Genomic DNA, 21464 nt, shown 5'->3' with positions numbered 1-21464 from the left:
CTACACCCCGCTAACCAGACGGTCAAGCGTATGATCCGCTTCTTCCTCCGCCTGAAATGCTTCCGAGGCCATGTTAAGGTTAATTTTCGCCATTTCCATGTACCCACGCTGCATCGACTCGCGCAAGTGTCTTTTCTTGCGTTCGACAAGGTAAAGTTTCATGGCCTGACGGATAAATTCGCTGCGGTTGGAGTTCTCCTTCTCGACCAGATGGTCGACTTCCTCCAGTAAATAATCCGGCAGACTGATCATGATGCGCTTCGTGTTATGAGCATTGGCCACCTGTTCATGCACCCCCAAGAGACATACCAAAAGCTTATTTCCATTATGGCAATCTTCCAGAAAAAATATACAAGACCAATATATGCGCCAAGTATATCAATTATGCTATACCCCCGATAATCACATGAGTATGTGCTATACATATTCGCGGAAAAACAAGAAAATCCTCTCAATGGCATGCAAAAAATAGAGTGGAAATTGTCACCAGTACCTATTTCTAGCGTTCATGCTGCGAATTTTGCCGCTCGCTGTCGGCCAAGCCCATGAACGAGCGCTAGTGCCGATAGGGATGATGCGGCATTTGCAGCCCATCCGCCCGCTTAGGCTTCCCGTTCCCACATATGCCTGAGCAGCGGATTCACCGACCTTACGACCCGCCCGTCCTTCACATACACCCGCGGGACGCGGTGGGAGATCATACAGACGATTTCGTAGTTAATTGTACCGAGCCAGCTTGCGTGCTCCTCTGCCGTGATCCTCTCGCTGCCTTGAGCTCCTAGGATTACAACCTCTTCTTCCATCGAAATATCGGCAATACCCGTCGCGTTTACCATGCACTGATCCATACAAATCCGGCCCACGACCGGCACCCGGCGTCCCCGTATGAGCACCTCGGCCTTCCCGGTCAGCATCCGCGAGTACCCGTCCGCATACCCGATCGGCAGCGTCGCGATCGTCTCCTCGCCGCTCGTCCGGTAGATCGCCCCGTAGCTGACGCCCTCGCCGGCAGGCACCTGCTTCACCATCGCTACGCCTGTCTTGATGCTCAGCACCGGCTGGAGAGCGACCTGCTGTTTATTCACTTCCTCGGACGGATACAAGCCGTACATGCCGATGCCTAAGCGCACCATATTGAACGTATATTCCGGCAAATCAATCGCCGCGGCGCTGTTGCCCGCATGTACAAGCGGAAATTCGAACCCTTGACCGCGGAAATGTTCCACGACCCGCGCAAACTTCGCGTACTGTCCAAACGTATGGCTTTTGTCCGTTTCGTCAGCGCAAGCGTAATGCGTGAACAAACCTTCGACCTCGATCCCCGCCGTCCGTCTCGCCCGTTCAATAAAACGGATCGCCTCGTCCTCCGGACCAATCCCGAGACGATTCATACCGGAATCCAGTTTAACATGTATCTTCAGCGGCCTGGCGGCGGATTCAGCGGGCTGCAGCCGCTCCCAGGCGTCCAATATTTCATCCGTATATACATTTAGCGTAATATCGTGCTCCCAGGCCGTCACAAGCCCTTCCGGAGGCGTATAGCCCAGCACCAGCATCGGTGCCGTAATGCCCGCTCTTCGCAGCTCCAACCCTTCATCGAGAAAAGCGACGGCGATGTACTCCACGCCATCCTGCAGCGCCTCGCGGCACACCTCAACCGCCCCGTGCCCATAAGCGTCCGCTTTCACGACCGCCATCATCCGCACATGTGCAGGCAGCACCGCCCGGAACGCCTCCAGGTTGTGACGCAGCGCATCTAAACTTATTTCTACGCGTGTAGGTCTATAAAAAGAATCCACATATTCCACCTTCTTCTGCCTCTTTGACCCTACCTATGTTAATCCGACTACTCCCGGCTGTCAACAAACAGAACCCTGACAACTGACTGAGATGGAACCGACTCCTTGCTTAATGAGCTAACAAATCGGACCTTCGTGTTTACTGCTGTATCACAAATACGGTATAATGATTACATTAGCAAACAGAACACATTGAGCGAACAAGTGCTGCACTTGATCCTTGATGAAATGCGGGAGATTAAGTCGGATGTGAAGCAGGTGCGGTCCGAGCTTGCAGATGTCCGTTCGGAAGTTACAGAGGTTCGTGCTGAGGTTACAGGGATTCGTTCCGAGCTTGCAGAAGAGCTTTTGCCACACACTCTCAAACGAAACAAGGTTTGCTTCGCTGGAACAATGCGTGTATCTAAGCCTTATTGGGGAGACTCTTTCTTCATGACCCATACTCCTATCCAACTTACTACTACTTTATGATCGTGACAAAATCTTCATGACCTACTTATCCTCCTTCCCCAAAACAGCCTAGACTAGAATTTTGCAAAAGACAAAAAAAGTGGGATTCGCCCACTTAATTCGCTATACCTTTGGAGTTGTCAGGATTTTGATTATTTGTTGATGGTGGATCATATTTATTCAAGAACAGATCTACAAGTATTTTCATCAGCAGCGTATTCCCACGAATAGGACTTATTTTAGTCGGTATTTTCCCTCCGCTAGGATATTGTCTTGTTACAGGGATTTCTTTCACTTTGTATCCTAACCTTGGTGCCTTTACGGATAAGTAGGCCAGCAGCTCGTACGTTTGAAAGATATTTCTGAAAGGCTGCAGTCGGGGATCCATCAAAAACGCTCTAGAATGAGCCCTAAAGCCGTTTGTAGTATCCGTATATTTAAAACGTGAAATGAACGATATAACCGGAGCATGAATGAGCTTAATTGCCAGCTTCCGCGAAAGTGGTGTGTTAATTTCTAACCCGCCCGGAACATACCTTGATCCCTGTACAAAATCATACCCCTCTTCCAGTTTCTGAACGAAGGAAGGAATGGATTCCACACTATCCTTATTGTTACCATCAACTGTAATAATCCCCTCATAGCCTTGAGATAAGGCATAAGAGAAGCCCATTCTTAACTGGGCGCTTAGCTTGCCGCTATCCTTTTTGGTAAGCAGCACTCTCACCTTGCTTTTCTTCAAGAAATCAATCTCCAACGAACCATCCGTGCTTCCGCCATCCAATATGATAACATCAACAATATTCGCAAGTTTTGATATTTTATCAAGTTGCTTGCGAATTTTCTCTCCTTCGTTGATAACAGGAATACAAACACAGTACTTGGATGCTTTAGAATTGAGCTCCGTGATCTCATATTTAGGAACTTGCCACTCATTAAAATTCATGGGATCCCCCTACTATTTCATATAGCTTCTTGTTACAAAATCCAACGCCCGTTCAACGGCAATGACATTATCAGCTAATAAGTTATTTTTCATTTCTATAGATATCCACTTATCATACCCACTACCCTTTAGAGCATCTGACACCGAAGCGTGATTGGTATTTGCCGAACCAATTAATTCTAGAAAGGGTTCGCTAATATGAAAATGGGACAAGTACGGAATACTTGCCTCGATTGAATGTGCATACGACTCTTCATTTAAAGTCATAGCCGCTGTGTCCAGATGTAGTCTGAATCCCTTATGATTAACTTCTTTCACTAATTCGATACCCTCTTTGGTATTCGTCACAAAGTCACATCCATAGTGAGAAGGATTGGGTTCAATACAGAATACGACATTATTTTGTTCGGCAAATTGACCAAGTCTATAAAAAAAATCGGTTGCTATCTGGAAGCAACTATTTAGATTTAAACCTTCTGTTTTTCGATTTTTTGGTGATCCGAACACTAAATTCTTAGCGCCGATACGTGCCGCAAGTTGTATCATGCCGCACAGGTACTCATACGTCTTTTCTCGGGAGTCTTGATCCGCAAATATACAAAGATCATTTCGGTTAAACAGAAGGGATTGCATAGCGACGATACGAAGTCCGAATGATTCAGTCTTCTTCAAATAATCAGTAATGGTCTGGTCGGATAAATCAATCGGAATTTCCCAAAGTTTCGTAGGAGCAATTTCAATTCCGTTCAAATTATATGAACGCATAATGTCCATGACCTTATTTTCTTCACTTAAATCCCAGGCGATATTAGATATAGAAAGCTTCATTTGGCTGCTCCGTTTTCCTTCTGTATGAGTTCTTGTTTAATAAATTGTCTAATTTTATTAAAAACAACTTGTTTGGGATACATATATTCGCCGGAAGGGTCCGCGTGAAATACATGATTATACAGACTTCTCATATCGTAATAAACAGGGGGTTTATCCGTCACGTTAGTAAATTCGCAGTCCGCACTTTGATGAGCTAACTCTGAAGCTGTGACGGGTTCAGGAGAAAAGTTCACTAACTTTAGGTCCATTTTGATGCAGACATTGATATGGTCCCACAAATCACTCATATCGTAAAATTGAAACACACTGTCTCGATGAGTAAGATGTAGGCAATTATCATGAATTAGATCGTATATAAAGTTCTTCTTCAATCCTTTACCAAACAAACCGGGAAGCCTGATGATAAGAGAATCTTTGAAATTACTCTCTACAAATTGTTCCAGAAAAAACCTATGCTTTCCATAGGGATCCGTTTCTTGGGGGTTAATTACGGTACTTTCATTGACTAGATCAGGCTTCTGATAAACATCGACAGTTGAGATCAAAATAAACTTGTCTGCTTTAACTTCTTTCAAATGGCTGATCAGCATATTAATATTGGCTAGATCTTCTTCTGGATTTTGATTCGCCTTCCACTTTACAGCCGGGGCCCCGGCACATATGACGAGACTATATGACTTACCTCTTATTTCAGAAATATTTTTAGAATTATAAAGATCATCAAACTGTGCTTGAGCTAACAAAGTAGATCCTACATATCCTGTATATCCAATAAGGGCTTTCATGTTTTTCACCATCCTTATTTAGTCGAGGCCACCTCTTGCCCGGCCTGTTCTGTTACCGCTACTCTCAATTTCTCCCTATAAAGTTCCGTCGATTTCGTGCTGTATAACGGCCGGTTTTGGGTTTCAATTAAGATTCTTGAGATATACTCTCCTAACATACCTATAATGAAAAACAAACCGGCGAAACCTGTAGAGATGAGGATCATGAGCGTTGTCCACCCCTCTACAATATCTTTATTATACAAGTAGTTGTATAAAGCGTAGGCTCCCATAAAAATAGAGAATAAAAAAAATAACAACGATAAATAATGAGCCAGTTTCAATCCAAAATTAGAAAAAGAAACAATAACGTCTAGAGCTAACGTGATGTTCTCCCGGTTTAGCTTTCTCTGGCCTCTTTTTATGATGCTATCATACTGAATTTTTGCTTTTGCAAATCCGGTAAAAGCGTATAGGGCTTTGCGATATCTGACCTTCTCCCGTAGATTAAGCATTGCATTTAAAGCTCTTCTGCTGACTAGTCTAATGCTTTCTGTCGAAAGATCCAAGTTAAGGTAAGACATTTTATTAACAAATTTGTAGAATAGCAATGAATTTACAGACGTCTTATGCGAGCTTGCTGTAACAATATCGAACCCTTCTTTTGCTTTTTTTTGAAGAGCAGGAATAATCTCGATAGGGAAATCAAACGATGTCGAATCGATTTCAAATACGAAATCCCCCATACTTTTGTTTAAACCTGCGGTCATTGCTCGTTCAGTACCATGTTTTCTTGACAAATTTATAATCGATATGGTTCCTCTCAATCCCTCTGTCGCACTGCGTGCACGGTCAAGCGTCCGATCATGACTCCCATCATTTACAAGAATAATCTCATAATTTTCATAATGTTGATGCATAACCTGATCTATTTCGAACAGAGCGTTTCCCACTGTCTCTTCGTCGTTACAAGCATATAATACAACGGAGACAAATACTTTCTCTTTCAATGCAAGGCCTCCTCCAAATCATATATCGTATTAAACTTTCCTGACATCACAGAAATAAAAGTAGGTTGATTGGAAAACGATTTTATAATCGTTGGTCTGGAATCATCGATTTCGGCCTCGGCCATGATTGTCTTTACGGCAAACAACGATTCTTTATACTGAACATCCATCTTGGGATTCATGTATTTTTTAAATAATTGGTACATCTTCACCCAAGCAGATGTCGGTTTCTCCATGCATGTATTGCAGTTCTGTAAAGAGCTGGGGAAGCAGTGTGCATTTCTTTGCTGGCAATCGAAACTGGGCAGCTTGTCAGTCGAGGTCAAATGAGGCGTGTGCCCTACCGATGTTAAGGAATGTGTTCCGCTTAAACCAAACGGCATCGCCGAGAAAAACGGGCCGTCCATGATGGTCACGCCTGTATCCTTCAAAAAGCTATTAGCTTGAGTTAAAATGACCTCACAAATCTCATATTTGATTTTAAACATTTCATAGTTAAATAAATTCAAGATTTGGTTTAAGCTAGCGTATGTGGCATTGACTACAAACGGTGAAAGCATGATCCGACCATCTTTGAAAATCAGTTTGTACTCGTCTGCGACCACTTCTGTTTGGGTGAGCTGCTGGCCATAGAGCACATCCACTTTACTAAATTCCTTTAACTTTTCTACAAAATACGATCTAATTTTATTAGCGTCATACGAAAACTCAAGAGTATCAAAGGCCGCTTCAACCATGCCTGTGTTAAAGATATGTTTGGAGTTGATCTCCTCAATTGGAATGTCAACATATTCACAAAACTTTACAAACTGCTCGGCGTTAGTTAGAGAATCATGTGAGGAAATCGCATATACCTTGCGGAATTGCTTGTTAACTGCAAACGAAAAATCTTGACTGAATCTGCGGTAATAATTCGCAGATTTTACCGCAGTGGAAACGCTTCTGGGATAATGATAACCATTATGAACCCTGGCTTGATTTATAAAACTAGCTCTCTGCATGGGCTCCGCATCAAACTCAACTAATGCAACACTCTTTCCTCGTTGAGCTAAAGTTAAGGATGCATATAACCCAAATATTCCGGCACCAAAAATCACGTAATCATATTTTTTTAACATTTTATACCTCTTACAAGAAGATAATGATAGATCCGATTATTATTAGTAACAAACCAATAATCTTAAAGGAAGTTAGCGGCTCATGAAAAAACAGAAAAGATAAAGCGACGATACCTATGGTCGTTAGTCCCTGAGAAACTGGAGAGATTCGGCTTAACTCCCCTCTTGATAAGGCCATAATATAGAGAATAAAACTGGCTCCATACATAATCGCACCCAACCAAACGTATGAGTTACTTAGGAGCTTAACGAAAAAGCTTATATTCACATGCTCGAACCTTATGCCTGTTACGGACTGTTTAAGAAAAAACTGGGCGGAAATATTAAAAACCATAGCCAGCACAAGTAAAAAAATTGTCATTCCGCTGCCACCAACCCATCTTGTGTCTAATACACCTTTGAATAAGCATTCTAATTATCACTTCTTTCGACTATTTTTTCAATATAAAGATTGCCCAAACAATATGCCCGCGTGTAAAGCAAAAACAGGGGCTGTCCCAAAAGGTGATATGCTCCCCATACGGTAGACAGGTGAAATAATAAAACCTGCTACTGTAAGGGGAGCATTTTCATGCTTAAAGAAAAATATTGTACAGCGGAAAAGCTCGCTATCCTTAGTGAAATAGCAAGTGTGGATCGGCATTAAGGATGCGGCGAAGAAATACGGCACTACCAAAACGACCTTGGCGAAATGGCGGCGTCGTTATAAGGTGTATGGTTATGAAGGGCTAGAGCGTCGAACTCATAATCGAAGCTACAGTGCTGAGCTTAAGCTTCAAGCGGTGAAGGATTACCTCTATGGGGGATTGTCCCAATATCAGGTCATCGATAAATACAAGATTGCAAGTCGAACACAACTTTCCAACTGGATTAAGCAGTATAATCGTCATAGCAGCTTAAAAGCTTATTCAGGGGGAGCGAAAGCGATGACGAAGGGGCGTTCTACGACTTGGCAGGAACGAATCGACATGGTTCAATATTGTCTTGCACATCAGCACGACTACCAGAAGACGGCAGATCAGTTTAAGGTCTCCTACCAGCAATTGTACCAATGGGTGAAAAAGTTCGAGTATGGTGGTCAGGATGCGTTAAAGGATGGCCGGGGACGAAAGAAGGCGCCGGAGGAGCTAACAGAAGCGGATCGTCAGAAGCTGGAGATAAAGAAGCTAGAATATGAAATGGAGCGACTTCGGGCGGAAAATGCGTTCTTAAAAAAGTTACAGGATTTTCAAAGGAGGCGAAGCTAAGCCAGTATCGTCAAGAGAACCTCTACCTTGCCATTCAAGCGCTTCGGGAAGAAGCATCAATCAGCATTCAGCTTCTGTGTGAAGTGGCAGGAATCCCGCGCTCCAGCTATTACAAGTGGCTAAATCGCAAGCCTGGTTCTCGAGAGCAGGAGAATGAGCAACTGACGCATGTTATGATGTCTATTTATGAGAAAGTAGAGCGTATCTTTGGGTACCGTCAATTGACTCTGCACATGCGTCGCCAAACTGGAAAAACGATAAATCATAAGCGCGTGCACCGCCTAATGAAAGTAAAGGGAATCCAGTCCGTCATCCGCAGGAAGAAAAAGAGATATGCACATTCCACTCCGCAGCAGGTCACTGAGAACGTGCTAAACCGCAAATTCCATGCAGATGCCCCCAATGAGAAGTGGGTAACCGATGTGACGGAATTCAAATACGGTAATGGCCAGAAAGCGTATTTAAGCGCCATTCTTGATCTACATGACAAAACAATCGTTTCTTACGTATTCGGGCGTTCCAACAACAATCCACTTGTATTCCAGACGTTAAAACTGGCCTTGCAAGCGGCTCCAGGAAGCAAGCCCATGCTTCATAGCGACCGTGGCTTCCAATATACCTCACTGGACTTCAAAGGGATCTTAGACAAGAACAATATGACCCAGAGCATGTCCCGTGTTGGACGATGCATCGATAATGGTCCAATGGAATCTTTCTGGGGAACTTTAAAATGTGAAAAGTATTATCTGCATATGTACCCTACCTTTGAGAAGCTAGAAAGGGACATTGACGCCTACATCCGCTTTTACAATTACGAACGGTTGCAGGCTAAACTAGACGGCCTTAGTCCAATGGAATTTAGGACTAAGGCCGCGTAACTGATTTTTATTTTTTTGTACTGTCTACTTGACGGGGTGCAGTTCAGTTTTTGAGCTCTTACTTACCCATTTCTCCTTGTACCGCTTGAGCCACCTTAATCATCTCCGTCACAGGCAAGTCGCCCGTGGACAAACGGAACTCCACACCGTCATACGTCCAAGTCAACGTCTTCTTATCGTCGCCCGTCACTACGCCCAGCGTAAAGCCCAGATCCAGAATATCCCCCGGCAAAATAGACACCGTTTTCTCCTGAGGACGCGACTCGATCAACGAGTAGTTGTACTTACCGGAGTAGCGCAGCATGACCGCCTTCTCTTCGCCAAGCTTCAGTTCGGTTGTATCCTGCTTCTTTACACCGCTCGGGATGTAATTCGGTTCGATGATCCCGAACGATTGCTGCTTATTGGTATTGCCTGCAGCAGCCGATTTATCCGTCGTTTTACCATTCGCGCTGCCCGCTTGACCGCTGCTTGCCTTACTGTCGGATCCTTGAGCTCCGCTTGCTGCTTTATCGCCGGTTGCTTGCCCGTTAACAGCCTTATCCGTACCTTTCGTATCGGCTGCTCCAGCTTTATCTCCTTCATGGTCATGACCCAGCGTCGGCAGCGTCTTCATATCCCAGCCCGTCATGTTGCGTTGCATATCAAATTGGTCCTTTTCGAACTTCGTGCCGAATTCAAACTTCTCGAATTTAACAACAACCATGACATTATTATTCGTGTCGGACACTTCCACATGCTGTGGTGCATAGTTTTTCTTATCCAGCCACACCTTCTGGCGGGCTAGCGATCCGTTCTGGTAGTTCGCGGCTACGTCGAACACATACGATTTATCGTCCGTCGTAAATTGACGCTCGTTATCCATCAGAATGCTTTGCACGAGCGACTGGTACAAGTACACCTGTCCTTGATTCTCCGGCCAATCGCTCTGGAAACGGAAGCTTTTGTTCAAATGCGGCGTCAGCACGAACACCCCGTCATCGTTGCGCAGCACAATCTGGGTGATGTCCTTCTTCGCATTCGTCAGCGCGATCCGGTAGTACGACTCCGCCATATAGCAAACTTCAACCGAATACTCCTGCGGCTCCGTCCCCGTATTCAGCGTCATCGTGCCTTCGGCATGATAGCTATCCAGCTTGTTGACGATACTGTCCAATTCCCTTACAACCGAGCCTGCATCCTTCTTCCCAAGTAATCCGCATCCCGAAAGCACCAAGCTCAAGCACAACGTCAGAGCTACCGTCCATTTAAATCGCCGCATTGCTCTCATCCCTCCACCACATTGTCATTGTCCAACTTGATAACATGTCTATGTGGGGACTTGGACGATTATGCGGACAAAGTTGGGGGAGGAAATCGAGTAGATAGGGGCGACTAGCCCCTGACCTCTCACACCACCGTACATGCGGGTCCGCATACGGCGGTTCCTAAAGGCCAACGGATTTCCAGATACCGAATCGTTAGACTAAGTAGCCCTTGATCTTTCCAGTAGGAAAGGTTGAAGGCATTATTTATGTTTCGGGACATTTCCCAGTAACCAAGGCGTGAATTTGCCATCATTCTTGCTGCTCAATCAGGAACGCCAAGGGCTTCTCAATCTAGTGCGTGGCAGTTTCCACTGCTTCCATGTACACATACGGAGTCTACGGCGAATCCATTCATCTAGCCTCACGCAGTGAGTCTTTGCGGATGCTAGGCGAAAGTATCCGATCCAGCCCATAAGGCAGCGATTGAGTTCCTTAATTCGGTTCACCATCGAGACCCGCAGCCACTCAAGTTTACAGAATTAGCCTTTGGCGACTTAGGATTCGTCATGCTATGGTGACTCATCCGACTAACCCTGCCTCAAATTGAGTTCGTGTACCTTGGCTCGTGCTTTTGCCTCCAGCTTCCTTCAGATTCAGCCTCGCGGCTGACACCCTTGCTCTTGGCTAACGGTAGGCGTTCGCCAGCCCCCGTTCGGGACTCTCACCCTAGAGATGACACCCATGCTGGGCGTACATAAAAACTCCTATAACCGGCCGGTTATAGGAGTTAATACGCATTTTTATTGATGAATCCATTGATAATGGTTTTCCAGATGATCTTGATATCAAACAAAAAAGTCCAGTTTTCTATATAAAAGATATCGTACTTAATCCGATCTTCAATCGACGTATCCCCGCGCAGTCCATTGGATTGCGCCCATCCCGTAATTCCAGGCCTAATATGATGCTTAACCATATACTTCGGAATTTCTTCTTTGAATTGTTCGACGAAATAAGGTCTCTCCGGCCGCGGGCCAACCACACTCATATGGCCAATCAACACATTGAAAAACTGCGGCAGCTCATCAAGACTAGTTTTACGTAAGAAAGAGCCGAACTTTGTCTTTCGTGGATCATCTTCTGTCGTCCATTTCGTATCCGATGAGGCTTCACTCTGTACTTTCATGGATCTGAATTTATACATCATAAAGTTTCGTCGATTTAATCCGACACGCTCTTGTTTAAAAATAACCGGTCCGGGCGATGTTAGCTTTATCCCTATGGCAATCAAAATAAGCAAAGGCGATGTCATAAGAATAGCTGCTGATGCAAAAACTATATCAAAAGCACGTTTGAAAAATCGATTCCGGAAATCATCAAGCGGGATATCGCGCACATTGATCAGAGGCATACCCGCAAAGTTATCGAAATACGGACGCGATGGCAGATAATCGTAATAGTCCGGAATAATCAGTGTTTTTACACCGACTTTTTCACAAATGTTAATGATCCAGCCATATTTCTGATGGGCATTAAGCGGTAGCGCTATGATAACTTCATCGATCAGGGATGAACTTAAGATTCGTTCCAGATCATTAATTCGGCCTAAGATCGGTTTATAGCTTTTAAAGTCGACTTCATGCCTTTGTTGAAAATCATCGAGAAAACCGACTACCTCGTACCCGAGCTCTGGGTGTTGAAGAAGATTTTGGTAAAAGCTTTTGCCTAAGGTCCCTGCACCTAAGATGAGTAGAAACTGCTTGTTAAAGCCCTTTTCCCTGAGACGCTTCAATGACGATTTGAGAACATATCTGTAAAAGCTTACGAGCAATATGTTATTTACGAGAAATAAGAAAAGATAAGAACGAGAAACATCCAGTTCTTTAATGATAAAGAGTAAACTAAGCAAAATCAATAAACTAATCGTATAAACTTGAACAATGGTAAAAAGCTCATAGGAAAATCGCTTCTTCCGCTTGGGTGTATAAAAGTTAGATATGTACCCAATCCCCACCACAAGACAGGCGTATACGATACTCCATAGTGCGTAATTTTCTACAGGTAAGGGGGTTTCATATGGAATCAAACCACTCTTAAACTTGAGCCACCATGAGAATATGAACACTATCTGTATACACACAAAGTCAGTTAAAGCATATATTTGAGATAAAAAGCCTTGGCTTCGTCGGATCAACTTCACTCACCTCACCGATTCGAACTCCTTAATTTAGTTAACACACAACCACTCTTCACTATATCATATAATACTAAGCGATATCTTGCCATATTGTATTGTAATGGGCATGATTTCCAGAAAAAATTTATCACATCTCTATAATAAATAAATCCCCATTAAATACATGTATATACTATATTATTAATCTATTTTATTGTTCATTAAAATTCAAAAGGATGTTATACTTCAAATTGAAAATCAGAATGTCTAAAAAATCATTTATTAAAAGGAGCAATAACCTTCGGAGGGCAATATGATAAGAAAACTCAATACAAAATTCACATTCTACACTATCAATACGATTTTAATATTATCTTTTCTGTATTACTTCAGAGAACCATCCTTGTTTTTTACATTGCTTGTTATTACTGGGTTGTTTTTATTATCTACATTTTTTTTCTCTAAGCAAAAAGAAGCTTTTCATATAATTAATTATAAAAAAACTTTGCTTGTAACAATTATATTATTATCTCTGGTTATAAGCCTAGGAGTAAATGTTAGTTTACAAAACAGTCCCGTTACTTCAATAAAAATTATTGCTACTGGAGAGAAAAATCCAGAATCACAGGCAAATCAAGTTTGGATTGCGGGTATTGATCCTTTAATTAAGAAAGACGGGGAATTATCTGATAATGTCATAGTCGATGCCAATTGGCACTTAATAAATAATTTACCTGTGGCTCAAAGTATTTTTCCGGCTACAATTGAGTGGACTGGACATGCTGAGAAAGTAAACATTACTTTCTTAGAAAGCAAGTGGAGTGGTGTTGTTAAACTCATACATAATAATGTTAATGAAAACATTGATTTATATGCTAATGTAGAGAAAGCCACCATAAAATCAATAAATATTAAGGGCACTACTCAAATTTATTTTAATAAACAATTAATTATTAATCTCTATGAAAATAAAATATCCCCAAAAAATATAGTTACATTTCTTGTGAGTCTTCTAATCTCAGTATACGTTCTATGTTTTATATTTTCATTGCTCCTCTATTTTATTATTAGGTTTTTTCGTAAGTTAATTACAAGTAAGTCACAATTAATTTTCGTAATAACTGCCAGTTTCTTTTCATGGATTTTTTTATGGATTCTATTTTACCCAGGCATCATGAATGCAGATACTTTTGCTCAATGGGATCAGATTTATAAAGGTAATTATGATAACCATCATCCTATTGTTCATACTGCTTATATGGCTATATTATTAAAAATTTGGGAAAGTCCAGCAGTTATAAGTTTATTTCAAATTTTCTTTTTCACTTCAATACTATTCTATGGAATTTATACTTTTAAAAAAATAGGGACAAGTAATAGCTCATTAATATTACTTGTTTCATTTTTTCTCATCGTTCCTGTCACTGGAATGCAACTAATATTATTAAACAAGGATATACCTTACAGCCTTTTTTTAATGCTTCTGACAATTATATTAATTAATATAATTGAAAATAAGGCTCTATTAAACAATAAGTACTACTTGATTTTACTTGTTGTGACTTTAGCGGCTGTTGCAACTTTTAGACATAATGGAATTCTGCCTGCAGTTGTTACAGTCTTCGCCTTATTTATTTATTATAAAAAAGAAAAAATAATGATTCCATTAAAATTACTAGTAGGATTCATTGCCCTGCTAATCATCCTTAACCCATTATTAAGTAGTCTTTTAGATGCAAAACCTGGGGAAGTATCTGCAAAATATTATCCAATGGTACATCAGATTGGTGCGGTTGTGAAAGAAGACCCCAGCTCCGCGAATGAGGAACAAAAACAAGTTCTTGAAAAAATTATGCCTTTCGATTATTGGGTTAATAAATACTATGTATATAGCGTCGAACAAATGGTATTTAACGAAGAGTTTGAAAAGAATAAGAATATTTTTCTAGATAAGACATTTTCAACACAGTTTATTCATGTTTGGTTAGGACTCTTAAAAAAACACCCATACACAGTTATAAAACATGTTACAGCAGCTGCTTCATTAACTTGGCAAATAGAGCAACCCAAAACTGGATATAACTATTATCATAAGACGATTGATCCTAATAATTATGATATAAAACAAGGTACTTTATTAACAGATGTTAAGGAAAAAGTATTAAATTTATTGGAAATCACAGAAAAAAGAGAATACAGCTGGTTCTTTTGGAGAGCTGGATTCTATGCTTTGATATCAATAATTTCAGTGGCTGTTCTATCATTTTCGCATAAAAAATATCATTATATAATATTGTTACTACCTGTCATATTTAACTTAGTAAGCTTATTTCCGATTATACCAGCGCAACATTTGCGATACACTTTCGCAACAAACATCATAACTCCTATATTACTTCTTTACGCACTAACTAAGCTTAAACGCAATAGCCAGAAAAACTAGTACCCATCTTCAGCCCCTTGTCATTAACCACGTTCATTGACAGTCGTTTCGTAAGCAGGTTTAGAATAACGATCTCACTTTGTATTCGGATTTACGATGTAACCAGAATCTTGTCTCCCCCAATTGGATGTACCATTCTGTATCCAATTCCAGGCTAGTAAGCGTCAAACGGAGCACACCTGTTCATAAAAAGCAAACCCTGTCACAATGAATCCATCACACGAGAGAAGGGATGGATTTGAATGGAACAAACACTGCAGGAAGTGTGGGCCAAACATATTGCAACCTATCAGGCAAGCGGGCAAACGATGAAGGTCTGGTGCGCGGAACAAAACCTGACGGTGCATCAGTTGAAATATTGGCTATATAAAGCCCAAAATCGTCAAAATCAAGCGCGATCTACAACATTTCGCGCCGTAGCTATCACACCAGAGCCCGTTCATGAATCGGTGTGGGTACAGGTCGGATCCGCTCGGATTGGCATTCGACCCGGCTTCGAACCGCAACTTCTTCGTGACGTGGTAGCGGCACTAGGGTCCGAATGTTAAATTTGACCGGGACTTCACAGGTTTACTTGGCCTGCGGCTCGACAGACATGCGAAAATCCATTGACGGTCTGGCCGCCCTCGTCCAGGAGCAGTTTGCACTGAACCCGTTCTCCTCGGCCCTGTTTGTGTTCTGCAATCGCAAACGGGACAAACTCAAAATCCTCCAGTGGGATCATGCGGGTTTCTGGCTCTACTATCGCCGACTGGAACGGGGAACGTTTCAGTGGCCCGCAGCAGGCCCATCTCCCCTCTGCTTGACCCAACGGGAATTGCGCTGGCTCTTGGATGGCCTTGCCCTCTCGCAACGGCATGCTCATAAGCCCGTATCCCCTGAAGTGGCGATCTAAGCAGGAAATCCCCTTGGATCTGTCGAAATCATATCCTATGAAAACGAATGTGGAATCCATGACCCTGGAAGAATTCCAACAGCAAAATGCCAAGTTGGAACAACAAAATGAGGAATTGTCGGCCAAACTCAAATGGTACGAGGAACAGTTTCGCCTGGCCCAGCACAAGCGCTTCGGCGCATCCAGCGAGAAGACCAATCCGGATCAACTAGAACTGAACCTCTTCAACGAAGCCGAAGTATTGGCAACGCCTAAAGGGCAAAAGCCCGAGATGGAGAAAGTCACCTACGAGCGCCGCAAATCGGTCGGAAAACGCGAGGCGGATCTGTCGGATCTGCCCGTGGAAACGGTGACCTACGAGCTTGCAGAAGACGAGCAGGTTTGCACCTGCTGCGGCGGAGCATTGCATGAGATGACGACGGAGACGCGCAGCGAAATCGCCGTGGTGCCGCCACAGGTAAAGGTGGTTCGGCATGTACGGCAGGTTTATGCCTGCCGCCACTGCGAACGCCATGAACTGCAAACGCCCATCGTCACGGCACCGATGCCTAAGCCGGTGTATCCGGGCAGCTTGGCCTCGCCGTCTGCGATGGCGTATGTGATGTGCCAAAAATATGTGGACGGCCTGCCCTTGTACCGGCAGGAGCAGCAATTTTCACGACTTGGCTATGCGCTATCCCGACAAACGATGGCGAACTGGACGATTTACGGCGCGGAGCAATGGCTGCTACCGGTTGTGGCGGAGATGAAGCGCCATCTGCAGAAACAGGACATGTTGCATGCAGATGAGACGACATTGCAGGTGCTTCGGGAGCCGGGGAAGTCAGCGGAGTCGATGTCGTATCTGTGGTTGTATCGGACCGGTCGAGGCGTACCGCCAGCTCTGATCTACGACTACCAGCGGACACGCAGCGGCGAACATCCCCGAGACTTCCTTGCAGGATTTACCGGCTATCTGCATGTAGACGGTTACGCCGGCTACCACAAAGTCAAGAATGTGACACTGGTGGGCTGCTGGGCACATGCGCGGCGCAAGTATGATGAAGCGCTGAAAGCTGCGCCGGAGGCCAAAGGCAATCCGGCAACCGTCGCAGCTCAGGGGCTCGCGTATTGTAATCAGCTTTTTGCGATTGAACGGGAACTGAAGGAATCTACGCCGGAAGAACGGCACAAGGTCCGGGAAGCACAAAGCCGTCCGGTGCTGGAAGCGTACCAGACGTGGCTACGTCAACAGAAGTCCCGAACGATGCCCAAAAGTTTGATCGGCCAAGCGATTGCCTACAGTCTCAACCAATGGGATAAGCTGACGGCATTCCTCAAGGACGGACGCCTGGAGATCGACAACAACCGCAGCGAGCGGTCGATCAAACCGTTTGTCATCGGACGCAAAAACTGGCTGTTTGCAAATACACCTCGAGGAGCTAAGGCTAGCTCGGCGATCTACAGCGTGATCGAGACGGCGAAGGAAAACGGGTTGGATCCGTTCCGATACCTCATATACCTGTTCGAGCAACTGCCGCAGCTTGCGGATCTTGAAGCGTCGAATGCGTTGGAGCGCTTGATGCCGTGGTCGCAGTCCCTGCCCGACTCCTGCCGTACACCCTAATCTTCATCCATCATACACGGGCTTCCATCTGACTACTAGGTGGGGCCTATTTGACGTTCACCCAGGCTAAGTTGATGCTCCCGGGTGCCTCGCCTAAGGCCGGGAGCATTTTCTTTTTTAAAGACAAGAATAGCCTAATCCCCCGTCATTGTACAGAAGGGTTTAGGCTATTGTCGGTTGAATTTGTAAAAAGGAGCCGACATCGGGAGCGGCGAAAGTCCGCATAATTACCGTCATAGAATTTGGCGGCAAACAAGCCCCTTTATCCTATCCGGTTTAAGGGGCTGTTTCATCATGCAAGAGTTAACTTAACAACCCCTACATAATATTCATACAACTTTTTGTTAAATTGATCTGATGAATAATGATTTATTACCTCATTTCTTGCATTCTCACCAATTTCTACTCTTAATTGTGGATCTTGAATAAGCCATATTATATGGTTGACAAATTCTTCTGGGTCAGACGCAAGAAAACCCGTAATTCCCTTTTCAATTATATCGCTATGAGCAGGAATATCTGATACAACTACAGGTAGCGAAAAAGACATTGCTTCTAATAATGATAAAGGTAACGCTTCCCATTTAGAGCCCTGTAGATAGATATCTGAATTTTTAAGAATTTCATTAAGTTGATTTTTATCCTTCCAACCAGTAACTAAAATATTAATTTGTCTCGATACCGCTTGTTGTTCAATATATCCCCGTAATTCTCCATCTCCCACCCAAATAAATTCAAAATTATTGTATTTTTCTTTCAATAATTGAATAATATCGAGAATTAATTCTGGATTTTTTGCTTCAGTCAATCTCCCTACAGTTATTAATTTAATTTTCTCAAAATTGTCCTTAATTATTTTTTCAAACTGAGGAATTTGTACTGAATTCTTAATTAATGTCACTCTTGAATTTGGGGCTAATTTTAATGCATACTTATATTCTTGTACTGAACCAACCAAAAATTGATGATTACCTATTCGGGCAGCAATAAATTCTAACATCCAAAAAAATATTTTTTTTAGTGTACTAATATCTTTCCTCATGAAAGAGAAACCATGCGGGGTATATATTATTTTCTTTTGATATTTTAACGCACATATTCTTCCAAGGAACCCTGCTTTTGAAGAATGCAGATGAATAATTTCAGGGTTTATTTGCTTCAATATTTTATTAATTTGAACAATACCCCGTATATCCGATGTTATTGATATTTCCCTTTTAAGGAATACTTCATGAAAAGTTATATTTTCCTGAAACCTGCTTTTAAAATTAAGAGGTGTATCTATTCTACGTGAATAAATGATATGTATATCCCATTTTTGGGACTCATTGAGAAAGTTACAAATTTGAATTAAGTATTCTAAAGATCCTCCACTACAACTCTCAATAATATGAACTAAATTAACTCTGTTCATTTCTATTAACACCTTCAACTAATTCAATTATGTTATTAATATTATTTTCTAGAGAGTATTCTCTAGCATAATCCATTCTTCTATATACAATATCAGGAGTCTCAGTAAGATTTAAATGATGGAACGTCTCTACAACTTCTTCTTTATTACTACATATATATAATACATCGCTATATTTATTATAAGAAGGCAATGCTGTAACAATCGTTGGTTTACCTGTAGCCATACATTCAAATATTTTCGCAGGCATAATTCCTTTGGTAAACTCATTTATGATGTAAGGTATTATCAGAACATCTACTTTTTCTAACTCAAGTACTAATTCTTCTGGATTAAATGGACCCATGACATCATAACCATCTGGAATGTCTGATTTTGCACTTCCTATTAATTTTATTTCGGCTCCAGCATTCTTTAAAGCATCAATAATTCCCCAATCAAATCGGTCATCAATTGCCCCAAAAAAACAAACCGATTTATATTTTTTGTTCTCTCTAAACGCTCGGTTAAATAACTTAGCATTTACGCCTTGATGAATTTCATAGACTTTATCATGCTTATTTCTGATTTTTTCATATAAATAATGAGAATCAGCAATAACAATATCACTTTTATTAAAAAGCTTTTCCTCTACTATATTATAATCTTTTGGTTTGCCCGGATGCCCTTCAAAATTGGCAACATAGTCAAACAAAACTTTTTCAGGACCAACTAAGTCCAAGAGTTTTACTGTTGTATGAGATGGTAAATAAATAATGGCAAGGTCTGCTTTTGTAAGCCCTCGTTTTTGTAAATGTCTATTCAGAGCGGGAATAAAAATTAAATCATTTAACAGTCTGAAAAAAAAACCATTAGGTGGAAGGACCAATGGTTTAATAATTTTTAAATTATTAGGCGTAGGATTTTTATACGAATTTGTTTTTTTTCTACTGATTTTTTTAAAGATTCTACCTAAGTCATTTAATTTCGGATTTCTAAATCCCATATTTTCAACGAAAAAAATATTATAATGCTGCGAAAAAACACTCATCATAATATGATGCCTTTGCCAAAGAAAATCCCAATCAATGGTTGAAATGCATAATAAATTCTTCTTATTATCCAAAATTTTCACACCTTTAAGATTATTCTCCTAAGTATTGTTTTAAAACTTCCTTTGAATCTCCAAGCATGACCATATTGCCTTTATTAATCCACAGAGCTTTCTGACAAATACTCTCAACATCACCAGTTCCATGAGACACTAATAATAAAGTAATCCCTTTATCGAGCATAGCTTGAATTCTTTTTCTGCACTTTTTCTGGAATTCAGCATCTCCTACTGCAAGCACTTCATCAATTATCAATATTTCTGGATTAACTGAAGTGGCTACTGAAAAACCCAATCTTGCTTGCATACCAGATGAATAATATTTGACAGGAGTATCAATGAAGGATTCAAGCTCGGCGAAATCAACTACTTCATCCATCTTATTTAAAATCTCGTTTTTTGTCATTCCTAGCATCATACCATTCATAATAACATTATCTCTACCAGAGAAATCAGGATGGAATCCTGCTCCTAATTCAATTAACGCCGAGATTTTCCCATTAATTTTTAAACTTCCTTTAGTAGGTTTCATAATTCCTGTTAGTAATTTTAGCAATGTGCTCTTACCTGATCCATTTGAACCGATAATACCTAAGCTTTCACCCTTATTAACATTAAAACTAATATCCTTTAGTGCCCAAAATTCTTTTATATTGTTTTTTTTTATATGCTTGTTGTCCTTACTCCAGATAGAGAAAACCTGAGATAATGAGCTCGCACTTCCCGAATTTACACTAAATTTTTTCCAGAGTTGATTAACTTCAATCATCATCTTACATAACCTCCGCAAACGAGTCCTCATAATGTTTAAACACCAATATTCCTACAAAAAAAACTATTATGGAGAAACTGCTTGCAATTAATAATGAATGTAGATTAGGCCCTACTCCACCTAATAAAGAATTAACTTCCATATATACTAGTTGCCCAATCGGATTAAAAATAAAATATGATCGTATATCTTCAGGAATTTGTTCTAACGTATACAGTACAGGAGATACATACATCCATAACATTAAAATAATGCTAATAATTTGACTAACATCTCGATAAAATACATTGACAGCAGATATAATATAAGCTAAACCCAATGTAAATAATACATGAAAAAATAAAAGTACGGGTAGCCATAGGATCGAAATTCCTACTGGCACTTTGTAATAAATCATTAATACTGCAAGTACTAAAAAAGAAAAAAGGAAATCTACTAATCGAGCAACGACAGACGCTGTTGGTAAGATCAAACGGGGAAATGATACCTTAGAAAGCATAGAAGCATTACCAACTAAACTGTTGACTGCACTTGTCAAAGAGTTGGAAAAAAAATTCCAAAAAGTTATTCCACAAAATAGAAATACTAAGTAAGGAACACCTGCTATACCTTGAGATCTGAAAATTTGATTGAAAACAAATCCCCAAACTAGAGCCATCAAAAAAGGATTCAATACCGCCCAATACAAACCTAAAATAGAAAGTTGATATCTGACTTTAACATCCCGAACTGCGAGAAGATTAACCAACTGATAAAATAATTGGGTTTTCTTTAACAT

The 21464-nt window shown here is 41.5% G+C and carries 19 protein-coding genes and 2 pseudogenes; 7 read left to right on the top strand and 14 right to left on the bottom strand.

Annotated features, from left to right (window positions below; genetic code table 11):
- Both ACZ439_RS16195 and alr read right to left on the bottom strand, forming a co-directional pair.
- Positions 1-282: a CopG family ribbon-helix-helix protein gene (locus tag ACZ439_RS16195; RefSeq protein ID WP_054796896.1), complete on the bottom strand. Its 282-nt coding sequence runs from the start codon at positions 280-282 to the stop codon at positions 1-3.
- A gap of 320 nt (positions 283-602) precedes the next feature.
- Positions 603-1799, bottom strand: a complete 1197-nt coding sequence (alr, locus tag ACZ439_RS16190) for an alanine racemase (RefSeq protein ID WP_054799557.1) — start codon at positions 1797-1799, stop codon at positions 603-605.
- Between the two features lie 192 nt (positions 1800-1991).
- Between alr and ACZ439_RS16185 the strand changes: the two genes are divergently transcribed.
- Positions 1992-2270 (top strand): hypothetical protein, encoded by a 279-nt coding sequence (locus ACZ439_RS16185; protein WP_464619916.1) that lies wholly within the window; start codon positions 1992-1994, stop codon positions 2268-2270.
- Between the two features lie 94 nt (positions 2271-2364).
- On the opposite strand, the gene ACZ439_RS16180 is transcribed toward ACZ439_RS16185, so the two are convergent.
- Genes ACZ439_RS16180 through ACZ439_RS16160 form a run of 5 tightly spaced genes read right to left on the bottom strand, consistent with a single transcriptional unit; the run spans position 2365 to position 6918 of the window.
- On the bottom strand, positions 2365-3195 hold the full coding sequence (locus tag ACZ439_RS16180; protein ID WP_464619915.1) for a glycosyltransferase family 2 protein: 831 nt from the start codon (positions 3193-3195) through the stop codon (positions 2365-2367).
- 12 nt (positions 3196-3207) lie between these two features.
- A complete protein-coding gene (locus tag ACZ439_RS16175) occupies positions 3208-4023 on the bottom strand; it encodes a sugar phosphate isomerase/epimerase family protein (protein ID WP_464619914.1) in 816 nt (271 codons plus the stop codon).
- Positions 4020-4811 (bottom strand): NAD-dependent epimerase/dehydratase family protein, encoded by a 792-nt coding sequence (locus ACZ439_RS16170; RefSeq protein ID WP_464619913.1) that lies wholly within the window; start codon positions 4809-4811, stop codon positions 4020-4022. Before ACZ439_RS16170 ends, ACZ439_RS16175 begins: the two co-directional genes overlap by 4 nt.
- A 14-nt stretch (positions 4812-4825) precedes the next feature.
- Positions 4826-5800 carry a glycosyltransferase gene (locus ACZ439_RS16165; protein ID WP_464619912.1) on the bottom strand — a complete coding sequence of 325 codons (975 nt, stop codon included), beginning with the start codon at positions 5798-5800 and terminating at the stop codon, positions 4826-4828.
- Positions 5797-6918: an FAD-dependent oxidoreductase gene (locus ACZ439_RS16160; protein ID WP_464619911.1), complete on the bottom strand. Its 1122-nt coding sequence runs from the start codon at positions 6916-6918 to the stop codon at positions 5797-5799. Before ACZ439_RS16160 ends, ACZ439_RS16165 begins: the two co-directional genes overlap by 4 nt.
- 629 nt (positions 6919-7547) lie before the next feature.
- Here ACZ439_RS16160 and ACZ439_RS16155 point away from each other — a divergent pair.
- Positions 7548-8165: a transposase gene (locus ACZ439_RS16155; RefSeq protein WP_464619910.1), complete on the top strand. Its 618-nt coding sequence runs from the start codon at positions 7548-7550 to the stop codon at positions 8163-8165.
- Between the two features lie 17 nt (positions 8166-8182).
- Positions 8183-9043 (top strand): annotated as a pseudogene (locus ACZ439_RS16150) (IS3 family transposase); the annotation flags it as partial.
- Positions 9044-9101: 58 nt separating this feature from the next.
- Here ACZ439_RS16150 and ACZ439_RS16145 read toward each other — a convergent pair.
- From ACZ439_RS16145 to ACZ439_RS16135, 3 genes and pseudogenes are all read right to left on the bottom strand, one after another.
- Complete coding sequence (locus ACZ439_RS16145; protein ID WP_464619909.1) at positions 9102-10304, bottom strand: outer membrane lipoprotein-sorting protein; 1203 nt, start codon at positions 10302-10304, stop codon at positions 9102-9104.
- 128 nt (positions 10305-10432) lie between these two features.
- Positions 10433-10805 (bottom strand): annotated as a pseudogene (locus ACZ439_RS16140) (group II intron maturase-specific domain-containing protein); the annotation flags it as partial.
- Between the two features lie 272 nt (positions 10806-11077).
- The gene (locus ACZ439_RS16135) at positions 11078-12484 is read right to left on the bottom strand and encodes an undecaprenyl-phosphate glucose phosphotransferase (protein WP_464619908.1); all 1407 of its coding nucleotides are present in this window, start codon (positions 12482-12484) and stop codon (positions 11078-11080) included.
- 295 nt (positions 12485-12779) lie between these two features.
- On the opposite strand from ACZ439_RS16135, the gene ACZ439_RS16130 reads away from it, so the two are divergent.
- From ACZ439_RS16130 to tnpC, 4 genes are all read left to right on the top strand, one after another.
- Positions 12780-14909 carry a hypothetical protein gene (locus ACZ439_RS16130; RefSeq protein WP_464619907.1) on the top strand — a complete coding sequence of 710 codons (2130 nt, stop codon included), beginning with the start codon at positions 12780-12782 and terminating at the stop codon, positions 14907-14909.
- Between the two features lie 242 nt (positions 14910-15151).
- Complete coding sequence (tnpA, locus tag ACZ439_RS16125; protein ID WP_054796855.1) at positions 15152-15457, top strand: IS66 family insertion sequence element accessory protein TnpA; 306 nt, start codon at positions 15152-15154, stop codon at positions 15455-15457.
- Entirely contained in the window at positions 15451-15804 is a 354-nt protein-coding gene (gene tnpB / locus ACZ439_RS16120) for an IS66 family insertion sequence element accessory protein TnpB (RefSeq protein WP_464619906.1), read from the top strand. The genes tnpA and tnpB overlap by 7 nt, the downstream gene beginning before the upstream one ends.
- 37 nt (positions 15805-15841) lie before the next feature.
- Positions 15842-17410 (top strand): IS66 family transposase, encoded by a 1569-nt coding sequence (tnpC, locus tag ACZ439_RS16115; protein WP_054796895.1) that lies wholly within the window; start codon positions 15842-15844, stop codon positions 17408-17410.
- A 292-nt stretch (positions 17411-17702) separates the two neighbouring features.
- Here the strand turns inward: tnpC and ACZ439_RS16110 are convergent, their stop codons facing one another.
- From ACZ439_RS16110 to ACZ439_RS16095, 4 genes are read right to left on the bottom strand one after another with little or no spacing between them, the layout of a single operon-like run.
- Positions 17703-18824 (bottom strand): glycosyltransferase, encoded by a 1122-nt coding sequence (locus ACZ439_RS16110; RefSeq protein ID WP_464619905.1) that lies wholly within the window; start codon positions 18822-18824, stop codon positions 17703-17705.
- Positions 18811-19938, bottom strand: a complete 1128-nt coding sequence (locus tag ACZ439_RS16105; protein ID WP_464619904.1) for a glycosyltransferase family protein — start codon at positions 19936-19938, stop codon at positions 18811-18813. The genes ACZ439_RS16110 and ACZ439_RS16105 overlap by 14 nt, the downstream gene beginning before the upstream one ends.
- Positions 19939-19948: 10 nt before the next feature.
- Positions 19949-20686: an ABC transporter ATP-binding protein gene (locus tag ACZ439_RS16100; RefSeq protein WP_464619903.1), complete on the bottom strand. Its 738-nt coding sequence runs from the start codon at positions 20684-20686 to the stop codon at positions 19949-19951.
- A 1-nt stretch (position 20687) separates the two neighbouring features.
- Positions 20688-21464, bottom strand: coding sequence for an ABC transporter permease (locus tag ACZ439_RS16095; protein ID WP_464619902.1), 777 nt, complete (start codon positions 21462-21464; stop codon positions 20688-20690).

The organism is Paenibacillus sp. JCM 9796 (genome assembly GCF_055379675.1).
The sequence above is the reverse complement of the archived record's forward strand: the minus strand, read 5'-3'. Positions and strand labels throughout refer to the sequence as shown.